Source organism: Jutongia sp. SJQ-6 (assembly GCF_054161275.1).
Genome location: NZ_CP195314.1, coordinates 995276 through 1009381 on the forward strand (window position 1 = coordinate 995276; position 14106 = coordinate 1009381).

General features: G+C 37.2%; 11 protein-coding genes. 2 read left to right on the plus strand and 9 right to left on the minus strand.

Going from position 1 to position 14106, the window contains the following annotated elements; all coding sequences use genetic code 11:
- Positions 1–26: 26 nt before the first annotated feature.
- The 7 genes from ACSAJE_RS04695 to ACSAJE_RS04725 all read right to left on the minus strand — a co-directional run bounded on the left by ACSAJE_RS04695 (position 27) and on the right by ACSAJE_RS04725 (position 9718).
- Positions 27–386: an FYVE zinc finger domain-containing protein gene (locus ACSAJE_RS04695; protein WP_022024825.1), complete on the minus strand. Its 360-nt coding sequence runs from the start codon at positions 384–386 to the stop codon at positions 27–29.
- Positions 387–1090: 704 nt separating this feature from the next.
- A complete protein-coding gene (locus tag ACSAJE_RS04700; protein WP_118507455.1) occupies positions 1091–1969 on the minus strand; it encodes a GNAT family N-acetyltransferase in 879 nt (292 codons plus the stop codon).
- A 220-nt stretch (positions 1970–2189) separates the two neighbouring features.
- On the minus strand, positions 2190–3059 hold the full coding sequence (locus ACSAJE_RS04705; protein ID WP_118507456.1) for a carbon-nitrogen hydrolase family protein: 870 nt from the start codon (positions 3057–3059) through the stop codon (positions 2190–2192).
- Between the two features lie 410 nt (positions 3060–3469).
- Positions 3470–4141 (minus strand): ABC transporter ATP-binding protein, encoded by a 672-nt coding sequence (locus tag ACSAJE_RS04710; protein ID WP_118689753.1) that lies wholly within the window; start codon positions 4139–4141, stop codon positions 3470–3472.
- A complete protein-coding gene (locus tag ACSAJE_RS04715; RefSeq protein WP_458009805.1) occupies positions 4138–7047 on the minus strand; it encodes an FtsX-like permease family protein in 2910 nt (969 codons plus the stop codon). The genes ACSAJE_RS04710 and ACSAJE_RS04715 overlap by 4 nt, the downstream gene beginning before the upstream one ends.
- Positions 7048–7368: 321 nt before the next feature.
- A complete protein-coding gene (locus ACSAJE_RS04720) occupies positions 7369–8664 on the minus strand; it encodes an MFS transporter (RefSeq protein WP_458009806.1) in 1296 nt (431 codons plus the stop codon).
- 133 nt (positions 8665–8797) lie between these two features.
- Positions 8798–9718, minus strand: a complete 921-nt coding sequence (locus ACSAJE_RS04725; RefSeq protein WP_458009807.1) for a helix-turn-helix transcriptional regulator — start codon at positions 9716–9718, stop codon at positions 8798–8800.
- A 246-nt stretch (positions 9719–9964) separates the two neighbouring features.
- Between ACSAJE_RS04725 and ACSAJE_RS04730 the strand changes: the two genes are divergently transcribed.
- Together ACSAJE_RS04730 and ACSAJE_RS04735 are read left to right on the plus strand one after the other, a co-directional pair.
- Entirely contained in the window at positions 9965–10408 is a 444-nt protein-coding gene (locus ACSAJE_RS04730) for a MarR family winged helix-turn-helix transcriptional regulator (RefSeq protein WP_458009808.1), read from the plus strand.
- On the plus strand, positions 10405–11112 hold the full coding sequence (locus tag ACSAJE_RS04735) for a YczE/YyaS/YitT family protein (RefSeq protein WP_458009809.1): 708 nt from the start codon (positions 10405–10407) through the stop codon (positions 11110–11112). The genes ACSAJE_RS04730 and ACSAJE_RS04735 overlap by 4 nt, the downstream gene beginning before the upstream one ends.
- A gap of 117 nt (positions 11113–11229) precedes the next feature.
- On the opposite strand, the gene ACSAJE_RS04740 is transcribed toward ACSAJE_RS04735, so the two are convergent.
- Both ACSAJE_RS04740 and ACSAJE_RS04745 read right to left on the minus strand, forming a co-directional pair.
- Positions 11230–12351 (minus strand): 5-methyltetrahydropteroyltriglutamate--homocysteine S-methyltransferase, encoded by a 1122-nt coding sequence (locus ACSAJE_RS04740; protein WP_458009810.1) that lies wholly within the window; start codon positions 12349–12351, stop codon positions 11230–11232.
- A 171-nt stretch (positions 12352–12522) separates the two neighbouring features.
- Positions 12523–14031 carry an ATP-binding protein gene (locus tag ACSAJE_RS04745; protein ID WP_458009811.1) on the minus strand — a complete coding sequence of 503 codons (1509 nt, stop codon included), beginning with the start codon at positions 14029–14031 and terminating at the stop codon, positions 12523–12525.
- Positions 14032–14106: the final 75 nt, after the last annotated feature.

Sequence of the window (14106 nt, forward strand, 5' to 3'; positions counted from 1 at the left end):
CTCTTTGCATAGATAAAATTTCAGTTTTACTTTGTAAGAACCTTCTTACAATATTTATGTGCTCCACAATGTGGACATACTAATTTTCGCTTTGTAATTGTATGAGGTCCCATAATATATGACTTCATATTTGGAACAAATCTATTATTACATTCAGGACACTCATAGGCTCCTGCTTTTATATCAAGGACACAGGCAATTGCAATTCCTCCAACCAACACAACAAAACCTATCCCTATAAGAAGTACTCTAATCCAGTTCTCTATCTCCAGCATCCCCGACAATATAAATAATGGAACTGCCGCTATAATTGTAAGTCCTGCCACCATTGCTGATAGGACAATTTTCTTTTTACTTTCCTGTGCTTCTTTGACTAAATTCACCATATTTTTCTCCGCTTTCTTTATATAATCTTCTACGCTCCCCCGTAGAGTAACATTTTAAATTTACTTGTTGCGCAAGAACAATGTTCTTAACTATTGTTCCTTTTTAACCATGTCATCCATTGCGTCTTCCCCCTTTCCTATCTGCAAATACGCTCCTTTTATCCATTCGCTTTTTTCTTTCTGCGTTCTGCAATCCTCCGGTTTATCTTATCTGCCTCTTCTTTCTCGAGATACCACTTCACAAGTTCTTCCGTTACTCTCATCGTTTTTCCTTTCCGGCTCCATAGCTAATGTCCTTATTCTCACAACCATATCTTCTATAGCCTTTGCCCCCGCACTATTTTCCTGCGCTGCTGCGGTTACATGTTCAATTGCCTGGTAATTGCTCCGTGTATTAACATTTACCTGCGGTACGCTCACAAAGCATTGTAAAAATAGCAGCAACTGCAATTAACACCATTGCTCTTCACAATAGTTACAAATATAACCGCACAGATTGCCAGCAAATATTTAACATATGCACCTTCCAATTTTGCAATATTCACAATGTCTGTACCAGGACTCCACTTCGTTCTTCCATACCAGCTACCTCTCCATATATTATTTGGCAATTTGCCACTGTAATTACTCTATCGTGATTTGATTTCATTGTCTATATACAGACAACTAACATGCATAAAATGGATACCAAAATGCATCCGTCTTTATGCATGTGAAAGTTTCGGAAAATAAAGTTTTTCCTTCTCGATACTTTTTAGCTGCTCCCCGAAATAAAACAGCCTGTAATCGTCGGATCCATCATATTTCTCTGCCTCGCACATATCCATGTCCTTCAGATCCGGCACGAAACCAAGCTGACATTTATGATATTCCCCTCTCACTCTCTGCAAAACATCCGAAAGTGCCACTTGATTTTCACAGATGATACTCTGTAAAAATAGTGTATCCCCCTCTGTCTCTGCTACGATAAAACAGTCCATATCCTTTGCATAATATACATTTTCCATATCTGCAGTATAAAACATCTGCAAACCAAATTTGTTGATCTGCTCCATAGAAGAATTTGCTGCACTGTGCCGGATCATGTCCATATATTTTTGCTTCATCTGCACATCTGCAGTATTTACCGGGACAAACCACTCTCCCTTAGACCTGTTCCTGCAAAACTCCTCTTTGACCTTATACTGATACTCCGTTTCCCTTGAAAAGCCACACTTATCATAAAAGTCTAACGCATCCAGATTGGCAAACAGATAAAATCCGTCACAACTATCCTTGTACTGTTTCACCACATGCTCGATCAGTTTTCTTGCCAAGCCCTGTCTGCGATATGCCTCATCGGTCATGACCGTTCCGATCTGTATGTAATTTCTCTCTACACCATTCTGAAGAAAAGTCATCCGATTTGCGGATACATTTGCAATTATTTTTCCATCCTCAATAAAGGAATAGGGAATATAATCTCCCTCAAAATATCCACCTGTCACCCAGTCTTCAAAATCGAAGAAGAATGTTTTTCTTGTCAATTCATTCAGTGCGTGGCGCATGGTATCCTCACGCATGTAATCGCTTACTAATTCCATGTTTTAACCCTCCTCTTTTCCCTTTTGATCCTTAAAGTTAAAAGCTGCAATGCAACACCCAAAAGCACCTACCCACACTAATGCAGCGTAAATTCATTGATCTATAAGACCAAATATGCAGCCGGCTATCACCAGCAATATGCCTGCTGTTCTTAATAAACGAATTGCTTTTTCAAACATCTTCCCCTTCCTCCCTGTCAATTCCTTTCTTCTCTCGAAATCAATTTAAAAAGTTTGATTGTTTTAACAGCTCATTCTGACCAGGTCTTATAAAGGGTTCCTTAATTTCTTTACTTAACAACTGACTGTATGCTTCTACCTTACGAAATGTATTTCCTAACATTTCCCGCCTCCTATAATCTCTAATCGCTTCCATATCAAACTCCGCATAAAAAATCCCCTCTGTTTTATCGTCAGCCAGCAATACTGTATTATCAACACACTCTCCATTTCTGTCCCAGCAAATCGGGCTAAATGCACAGGAACATCCAGCATTATCTCCATTCGGATTTGCCATAGCAACTGCAACCATATTTTCATATGCTCTTGTAGAAAGTGCTCGGATTCTTGGCTGCATAGAACCACAATCATTTGGTACAAGAATGATTTCTGCACCTTTTAACATCAGTATTCTTGCACTTTCCGGATACTCTCTGTCATAGCAAATCATAACGCCCAATTGTATTCCCTCAAAATCGCACACCTTAAATTCCTTCCCTGATTCAACATTTCTTTCATCGGCAAAATCACAGGTATGTACCTTTGAGTATTTCATTAATATATTGCCTGATTTATTGATAACAAAGGCTGAGTTCTGCGGTTGCTTATTACCTTTTGTAAATGCCGTGAGTACTACACCTATTTTATATTTTTTCGCTTTCTCGCATATTTTTGCAATGCTTTTATCATCATCTGCAATGCTTTTCTCATACGACATAGGCAGATCATACCCGGTAACAAAGCATTCCGGCAGCAAAAGAATATCTGCATGATTTTCCGATGCCTCTTTCATTGCCATAATAATGCTTTCCATATTCTTTTCTATTTGTGCATTAAGGGCTCGTTTTTGTAATATTGCAACCTTAAACATTTTTATGTTCTCCTTTCACTAACTCTCAACATATATTTTTCTTTCAAATATCATAAACAAAACGCGGAACCAATCCATTTTTCTTTTCGGATCAGCTCTGCGTCTCAGCGTCTGGCTCATTTATGATTTGTGTTTCATCAACAGGTGATGAAACTAATGTAACCTGCCTTAATACACTTTATTGAATAATTCTCTGACGAACAGGATTCATAAAAACATCCGCAATTTCTGTTTTTATTAAGTTTCTTCTCCTTTTATTCTCTATTTTGATTATATTCTCATTTTTGATAATGTAAAGTGTTATTTTCTTTTTGTATTTATTATCACTACAGAAAAGACGCAGATGAAAGCCAGTTAGTTATTTACTGGTAATCTTTCCCCTGCGTCTCTGGTGCTTCCATTATCACTGGTCATGACTCACAAATCATTCCATCCGATAGTTTAATAACATTTTCACATTTCATTGCAACATCCATATCATGCGTTACGATCACAACTGTTTTTTTCAATTGATGCATCTGGACAAAAATATCCATAATCTCTCCGGCAGTTTCCTGATCAACATTACCGGTTGGCTCATCTGCAAGTATCAGATCCGGATCATTGATCAATGCTCTTGCGATTGCGACACGCTGTTTTTGCCCACCTGAAAGCTCTGTTGGCAAATGCTTCTCTCTTTCTTCCAATCCTAACATGGAAATAAGGGAGTGATAATATTCCATATCTATTTTTTTCTTTGCAATTAATCGTGGAAGCAAAATATTTTCCTTCGCCGTGAGTTCGTCAATCAGTCTAAAATCCTGATATACAAACCCGACCTCCATATTGCGATATTTCGCCTGTTGCCCCGCATTATAATGGCTAATATCAGATCCCTTAAAGAAGATCTTCCCCTCTGTTGGCAGATCAAGTAACCCGATCATATTCATCAAAGTCGACTTTCCTGAACCGCTTTTCCCAATAATAGCGTAATTATGTCCCTGTTCAAGTTCTAAATCAATCGACTTTAATGCCTGGACCTGATTCTTTTTGCCTTTTCCATATACCTTACTTACATTTTCAATCTTAATCATAGCACTCATTCGCATTTATTCCTCCCTTCCTTTTGTCCGCATGTGCAGATAATAACAATTGTACCAATAATAAGTAATGAAACTGCTACACTTACCAATACTGTCTGTAGAAGATTACCATTCCATAAATCATACTTTGGAATGGCTTCCACCCACGGCTTGCTAAGTATGAGTGCATCATATGTATCATTCTCATACGCATTCCGCATCAAGTCGTTTGCATATGCTGCAATTCTGGAATACACCCACACAGGCAGTATACTGATGCATCCTCCAAAAAGACCTATTTTTCCAAATCTCATCCAAAGAAGAAGTCGTATTTTCCTTTTTGTCATTCCCAAATCATTTAATAACATTCTTTCTTTTTTCATGGAAAAAATATTCATGGATATCGTATTGCCCGCACTGAGAATGCTTAACAAAATTAACACAGCAAGCAACAGGTAAAAAATAGCCATCACTCTTTTGCTGATCATCTGTTTTTCCCGAAGTATACTAAACACATCTATTTGCGCCATATACTTAGCCTCGCTGACATATTTTGACCATGTCTTATCAAAGGATTTTAATGCAGTATCGTTGTATTTTTTCAGTGTAACTCCTACTCTGGTATAATTTTTATTAGGAAGTTTCCATTTTGTAAATGCATCTGTTGATGTTAGAACATTAACAGTGTTCACGCCATTATCGTCCTCAAAATAAAACGAATCCAAATCAGCATCAACCAGTACAATTCCACCGATCCTTGCATCCAATGGAATCATTTTTTCAAAGCACAAAAATTCTTTTGTCACATTTTGCACGGTAACCTTATAACTGCTTTTTTGATTCTCGTATCCTTTTGGAATCTGTCCTAACATGCATTCTGTGCTCTCATCTAACGCCTTATCTCTTATAAAGTCTACCAATGGTAACTTGTCCCCCACCTTAAAGTAACTTGCCAGATCCTGATCCGTGACCATCAATAGAACTTCCTCTCCTGTTTCTATCTTCTTTCTGTCTATCTCTCCCGCAATAAGATTATTTTTTGCAAAAGACATCACTTCCTCAGTGGAGAGTCCGATGGTTGGCGTATGAAACACCTGCTTCTTTTTCAGATCTACACCCAGATACTTCAAATACTCAACACTTGCCAGCGCATCAATCTGATCATTCACAGAATCACTTATTGCTTCTGAAACTTCTGACTGTTGCATCAGCTTATTTGACAACATATCCGTCTTATTAACCACAAGAGCGGTAGAATAATCTACAATTGCCCCCTTTGCACTTTTAACATTCTCGTTTGATTTTAACTCTTGAAACATCTCCGTAGTTACTCCGCTATTATGCATATATTGTAAATAACCGGAATACACATCTACCGGTGACTGTTTCATATAGTAATCAAACCCCTTTATTCTTGCCTCTTTCAATTGAGCATCATAGTTGCCTGTATCGTCAGCAATCTTACATTGAAAAAATTGATATCCAAACACTGCCGAAACAAGCACAAGGCATATTATAATATTAGGCAGTATACGATACCTGATTTTGTCAATTCCCATGTAATGATTTAAAAGATAATAGAGATTTTTACACTCAAATTTTCTTTTCTTCTTTGTGACTTTCTTCATTTCATATTGTATTGGTTTCATACGAATTAACTGCACAAGGTTGATGATTGTAGCAACGACAACACTAACACCAACAACAAAAGCAGCAGTGGTATATGGGTTCCATGTCACCTTGTTAATATACGTAATATAAAATGAATCAAAATCAACCACAGATAGTAAATGTATATTTAATAAATCATTTGCGAGGCTGATAAGAAATTCATATCCCCATTTTCCACAAAAAATTCCTGCTAATATGGTCACTGCCAATACAATCAACATTTCCATACTATAAAACAGTGCAATCTTTTTGCTATTCATTCCCAGCCGAAGCAGAGTCCCATAGTAATCATACTTTCTACGGATATCCATACGAATCGAGTCAAATATCCCCACCAAAACCAGTATAAAAATTAACAGCAATAATACCGGCATAAGATACTTTGTATATCCATCGACTGATATATTTCCATTTTCCATACTGCTTGAAACAACATTTGCCAAACTATCTCCATTCGTATCTGCTCCCAGTATATTTGCTATTGTCCATTCTCTGCCAAAAGACCTGTCAGTAGTAATATGTAAGTCTGATAATAAATCAGAATCATCTAAATAGGACTGTACTACATTGGCAGAATTTTCCTTTTTTACTACATCCGCCAAAATATGTATTCCTTTTGGATTCTTTACTTCTTCCGGATAAATATATGCATATGGGAAATTTACATTGTTCATATTACTGGTAGAAAACATTTCTTCCGGATAAAATCTTGTATCATATGTTTCACCTGTATCCTGTTTTTGAACCTCTATAATTCCAACCAATGTATATGTTACATTTTCTGACGTATCATCGCATGTCAATTGAATCTTTTGTCCTAACTTTTCCGCCAAACCATTCGATTTTAACGTGATACGATCTATGCATATTTCCCCTTTTTTATTCGGATACCTTCCTTTCACCGGATTAACATAATACATATCCTCTGTTTTTTGATCCTTAACCGCACCAACTTCAATACTATTTCCGGTTTCCAAAAAGCGATACTTTCCCTGATCAAAAACATACCCCAACTCCGAAAAACGATTGTCTTTTTCAATAACATCCTTTAATTTATCACTCACTTGACAGAAAGCAACATCATAATTGCCATAATCTGATAAAAGTGTATCTGCATATAGCAGCTTTCCTGTCCTCGTTAATAACAGGGAGATTACAATTGCAATAACCCCTAAAAAAATCGTGCAACCAAACAATGCAAAATTTCTTTTCGACTTTTTTATATCTGTTCTAATAAATCTCCAAAATAGCTTCATAAAATTCCTCCCCCAAAAATTTTATTGTAATAACTTATAGATTTATTTTAAATAACTATTGTTTAAGATTCAATGTGATTTTTGTTTAAGATTTGTTTAAGATTTGCTCAAAATTTCCCCCGACAAAGTATGCCCTGTCAAGTTAAATACTATTATGACTATCTACATGTCTGATATACCATTTATACTCAAAGTTTTTTCATAATACTAATAAACTGCAACACTGCATCAAAGAAATCTCTTTCACAAAGTAACCTTCCGGGAATCCAGTTGTCAATATATTATTTTGTTGCATCTGTAAGCTGTGTATGACCGTCATGTCTACGATTGATCCAACTGTTTGATGGCAGGATTGCACTTCATAATCGTTAATGTGACAATTCCTATTACTCCTGCAATAACAAATATTAAGCCTATTCCGGAACCACTCTGCCGTCCAACAAGAAATATTATCATATTTTGATGCAAAGACATCTTTTTCATAAATGGTTCAAAAATATAATCAGCCAGCATACCTCCCATTAAAAATCCTAATGGTGTTAATGCCTGTGTAATCATGCCTTGCAAAGAAAAAACACGACCTTGCATCGTTGTATCAACTTTTTCTCTTATAATAATTGTCTGATATGTATGATATATTGGACTTCCAAAGCATCCAATAAATACCACGATACACCACCACACGAGATTTCTTCCCATTCCAAACAATGTAATTCCAAGCAAACATAGATAACTGCCAAAATACATGACCGGCAATTTTTTATGAGGCTGCTTTAAGATAGACAATAGAACGCTTGCCACGATACAACCTATTGCCATAAACGAGGAAACAATTCCCACGATCGTTTCATTATTGTTCGTTCTTGCCAAAAGAAGTGGTGTGCACATACCATCAAAGGAAATTGCGCCTATAAATTCCAAAATGCAATACATCACAAAAAGCATCAAAATCGGTCGATTACCAGCTATAAAATCAAGGCCTTCTTTCAACCCATTCCATATTTCTGAAATCGATGTCTGATTACCCGAAGAAATTTCATCAGGTATCTCCACAACAAATAGTAATACTAAAAAGGCAAATAGGAAGGTGCTCAAATCAATTATCAAAATCCATTGCAAGCCCAATGTATTAAGAATGGTGGTTGCCAGAACTGGCTGAAATATACCAACTAATGCGCCCATTGTTGATTGAATCCCACCAATTCTTGCATAATCTTTTTGATCCACCAATAAGGTTACCGTAACTTGAGAAGCGGGATTTTGAAATGCATTCATAAATCCATTGATCACATTTACCAGACACAATACCCATAACTGTAAACATCCCAAAATATAACAACTCAAGAGAATGACAGAACCTGTTGCTGCAATCGAATCGCAAATAAGCATGATTTTTTTCTTATTCATTTTATCAGCAACCGCTCCACCGAAAAGACTTACAACGAGATATGGCACTGTACTGCATATTGCCAGTAAAGACGCCGACATCACCTGTCCACTATTAGAATACATCCAAATAACAGTTGCAAATCCAGTCATGGAAGTTCCCAGTTCTGACACCGTTTGGCTAATAAAAAAAATCATAAAATGATACATCTTATTTTTTGTTCTTTTCATAAGTAATTTCCCCTTTGATCTTCTACGACTTCGTTATCATAGTGATCAACCGGCTATCAGACGCATACATCAGTATTTGGCAGTCACTATGTTCACTTGCCTTTGCGCCCATTATAGCATTTAATTACGACAACTAGCTGTCGTAATTAGACAAAAAATTTCTTGCCGTATCAATCAATTCCTTTTTATATTCCTCTGGTGCTACTACTTTTACACGATCTCCAAAACTTAATAAAAGTGCTTTCCATAATCGTTCCTTTGCTGGCACACCAATAAAAGTTCTACACACTCCATTCATCATTTTCTCTATTTGACAATCCGGAAAATATTCTTGTATTAAACCACTTTCCTGCTCTTGAAAGTGTACTTCAATATTTATACAAGTTTTGTAATAATTTTGTTCACTTTCTTTCATACGCTCTTCGATATCTCCATGATCTGCCATAGATTTTTTATTTAATATTTCAACATCTTTCATTCGCGCAACCTTAAAAGTATAATATTTCTCCTTTTCATCACGATACGCAAAAAGATACCATGCATACCATTTATAATATATTGCTAAAGGTTCAACTGTCAGATCAGATTCTTTTCCACTGGCATTTCTATAATGAAAAGAAATATATTTCTTCTCTGTTATCGCTTGTTCCAATGTTTTATTAACATTTTGAACCTGTTGATTCTCTTTTGTAACACCAAAATCCCAAAAAATCCTTTGCCCACCTTCTTTTCCGATGATGGAATTGTATTTTTCAATGATTGAGTCCAATGTATGATTCGTATAGGAAGTTGATAAAGTTTCCAGTGCCTTAATAATCATCTGTTGTTCATCATTTTTAATATTTGTATTTTTCAGTTTATATGTTGATAAAATAGAATAACCACCATTTTTTCCATTATCCGAATAAATAGGTATGCCACAAGACGCAATATTCACCATATCGCGCTGAATCGTCCGAACCGATACATCATATTTTTCAGCTAGGGTTTTCGCTGAAACCTTATCATGATTGAAAAGATAAATAATAATTCCAAGTATTCTATCAATTTTCATTTCTATTTCTCCCATTATAAATGTTGTTGTCCTTTCAGTATCATATCTACATACTGATTTACAAAGAACAACTTCTTGATGACTACATCAAAATTATACCAAATGAACCATTATCCTTCTACAAGAACTATTGAGCAATCCGCTTTTCAGATGATATCTTCACCTTCCAAGATTTGACATTCCTCTTTATATATTGTATATTAATTTAGCTTTCTAATAATTAGATTTCCAACAAAGGAGGGTGCTATGCAGGAAACACTTCATTATCTTTTAATGTCCGATCATCTTATGATACAAAAGGCTCTTGTATCAAGTGTGAAAGATACCGGATTGACACCAGGGCAGCCTAAAATACTCGATTATCTGCTGCATCATGATGGAGCGATCCAGAAAGAAATCGCCATGTTCTGTCACATTGAGCCCGCATCTTTGACTACTATACTAAATGGCATGGAGAAAAAAGGCTATATCGAGCGAAAATCTGTTGAAAACAATCGTCGCTCGCTTCACGTATATCTCACCAAAACCGGAAGAGAATACGCTGACCGGCTTAACCTTGAATTTGCCAAAATTGAGTCTAAAGCATTAAAAGGATTCAGCGAAACAAGCAAGCAGCAATTATATGATCTGCTCGGTCGTATCTATCAAAATATGGTAAATATTAACAAGAAAGAAGGCACTAACAAATGAAACACTTAAACGTAAGACTTCCTATGTATTTTATTGGACTTTTCGTAATGACTGTCGGTATTGCGCTTTCCGTAAAATCTAATCTCGGCGTATCCCCAGTCAGTTCCATTCCCTATACGATAACCTGCGTCTGGGGGCTGGAAATGGGAAAGGCAACGATTCTTTTTCATATTACACTGGTGCTGATCCAGCTCCTGCTTTTGCGAAAAAATTTTAAGCTGGTTCAGTTGCTTCAGATTCCGGTTGGTATCGTATTTGGCTATTTTACTACTTTTTGTAATTATATGGTGTCTTTTCTCTCATCACCGGATAATATGCTAATTCGTATTATCATGTTATTTGCCAGCACCCTATTTATTGCATTTGGTATCTTTTTATATTTGCCGACAGATCTGATCCCACTTGCCGGAGAAGGTTGTATGCAGGCAGTCTCCACCGTAACACACATTGAATTTTCTAAAGTGAAAATTAGTTTTGACTGTGCAATGGTTCTTGTATCGGCACTTACCTGCCTCGCCATTTTACATAGTCTCGGAAGTGTGGGAATTGGTACCATCATTGCCGCCGTTCTGGTTGGAACACTGGTCGGACTTATCAATCGTGCATTTGCCAAGCAGCGTGATCAGTTGCTCGGCAAAACCACAGAGACAGTTTCCCCGGTCACAGAAGCCACATCCCATTATATTCATAGGAATTGCGCATGATTTCGGACTGTCAGAAACTGCACGGATAATCGCTAATCTGTTTCAAAAGAAAATGGACATTTAAATAAGCCATTCTTCTTAAACGGGCTGTGATACGATATCACAGCCCACTTTTTGCTATTTCCAAACTTCTTCTGCAATTTCTTTTACCAGCTTAAGCTTTGCCCACTGTTCTTCCTCTGTGAGTTTGTTTCCAATCTCACATGATGCAAATCCGCACTGTGGACTTAGATATAAACGGTCCAATGGAATGTATTGCGCAGCCTGCTTGATTCTCTCTACGATTTCTTTTTTATTTTCCAGATCAGGTTTCTTGGTGGTAATGAGTCCCAAAACCACTTTTTTGTCCCCTGATATTTTTGCAAGCGGCCCAAATCCACCGGACCTCTCATCATCAAATTCGAGGTAATAGGCATTGACATTTTCTTCCCCAAATAACAGATCCGCCACACCATCATATGCACCTGAACTAAAAAATGTTGAGTGATAATTACCACGACACACATGTGTATTAATCGTAAGATCCTGTGGTGCTTCTGCCACAACATCATTATTAAGTTTTAGGATGATTCTCTTATATTTCTCTAACGCCTCTCCTTTTCTGCCCGTAAGTTCAACCGCTAACTCTGGGTTTACCATGCCACCCCATACGCAGTCATCAAACTGCAGATTTCGGCAGCCAGCCTCATAAAGTTCCTTGATAAACTCACCGTAAGCCTTAATGACATCCTCAGCAAATGCTTCCTCTGTGCCGTATATTTTCAAAATGTCTTCCAAAAGCTGTGTTCCGGTAAAATAAGCATAAAACTGTCCCGGAGATGGTATTGTCTGTTTGGCAACGGTATTTTCATCTTCCAGTGCCTTTACAAATTTAAAATGTTCAACAAATGGGTGATTCTTTACGGAAATTTTTCCAACCATATAGGTATCGTCAATCATGGCAGCTTCCGCATCAAACGTGGTATTTCCATCTACTGTTTTTTTATGTTCGATCCCTTGAAATCCCCACATAAAATCCAAATGCCATGTTGCTCTTCTGAACTCTCCATCTGTGATCACATGATATCCAAGCCCTTTTATTTTGTTGACAAGTTGTATAATGCACTCATCTTCTACGCTCTTCAACTGTTCTGCACTGATTGTTCCGTCCTCATAATCTGCTCTTGCTTTCTTTAACTTTGCAGGTCTCAAAAAACTTCCGACATAATCGTATCTAAAAGGTGTTTTCAAATTACTCATCTTGTTCTCCTTTCATTGCATCATATATACAAAGCTATTATAGGCAACATAGGAATCTTTGCATAATACTAAAAAAGAGAGTTTCCCATAGCTTTTTTCTATGGAAACTCTCATTTTTCATTTTACATAATTGCTGAATCGACTGCCCTTACCTTTATGTTAATACTAAAGTTACTTTTCTGTTGTATTAAGCACGTAAATCGTACTTCTTGAAGCGCCCTCCTTTCTTAACCAACCATCCTCTATCATATTGAACAAAATCTCTCTAGCCCGACGTTGTTTCAAATCAAGAAGTGTCATAACTTGTGCCCTTGTGATATATGCATTTTCCAAAACGTATCGGTAAATCTTTTGTTCCTGCTCACCTCTCGGCAATTCTCCGGCGGTTTTCCGGCGGTTCTCCGGCGGTTCTCCGGCGGTTCTCCGGCATTCCTCTGATATTTCATTGTATAGCACCGACTGATCTCTCACACAATCGGGATAACTACTATTATCTGGACTGTTACTATTATTTCGATAAATATTGATCCGCAAATCTACTTCTCCACCAATAAACACTGGCTCTCTCAGTCCTGCTGCTTTTACCTTTCCAATAATTCTTGGTATTCCACTCCCCCAATGTTCAATCAAGTTCATATATGAAAACGCACTTGCAAGCGCCTCATTTCTTATTTGTGAATATCCCTCCTTCATTCGCTCCAAAGTCTGCCCCATTGGAAGCTTGCCTGGAGAAGTAATTTCTAACCGATCATCGTAGATTGCGACCTGAATATTCCCATGATCCAAATAACTTCGATGCACAGCCGCATTGATGATCAACTCACGAATAGCATCTGGCGGAATTTCATAAACATCTTGTCGATATATTCCGACAATATTCGCTCCCAAATGAATATTTCGAAGAACATATTGAAAAGCCTGCTCTATTTGCTCCCAAATTGGGCCATCATACTCCCGTCGATCCACAAAAACCTCTTTCGTCGACCCCTTAAACACACCACACTGTGTTGCAGTATGAAATGCACCTGCCCCTGTTAAAATTGCATAGGCATTTGTTGGATAATCTTTGCCATCACGCTCTATAAGAATTCCCCAAGAACGCAGCTGCTGTCTTCCCACCTCTTTCACAGATTCTTTCTGAACTTCATTATTTGCATTTTTGACCGCCTGTTCCTTCATAGATTGACAGAGAGAATCAATATCATCATCTGTAATGCTTAATCCCATACATAAAGTTTGATCAAAATGGCGATTGCTCCCCTCAAACATCAATTCCTTAATCATATAATCATCTGCAAGCCGGGTGGTTCCTGCAACACGAACGTACACTCCCCCCTCTTTTCCCAATGTCTTAATGTAATAAGGGCGCTGTCTTCCTGCTGAAATTTCAACTACAATGACCGTCTTATTTTCCATTGTTTGTAAAGTAATATCTGGAATAATCGCTGGCTCGCAGCTATCTGACACAGCGTTTGCAATAGCATCCATCATCCCAAACACTTCATCTTTCGGAACTCCCACTACTTCTCTGGTTTTATCTGCAATCCCAAATATAATTTTTCCGCCCATTCCATTTGCAAAAGCAATGACCGACTTCATATAATTAATGCTTCGTTCCGGCAATTTTTCTTTGAACTCTACATTCTTAGATTCGCCGACAAGAATTTCCTGCAATGTCATAGCATCATCCCCCAAACTCTATTATTAAACTAATTGTCTGTCTCCATCTCACATTATAATTATTTTATAATGAAT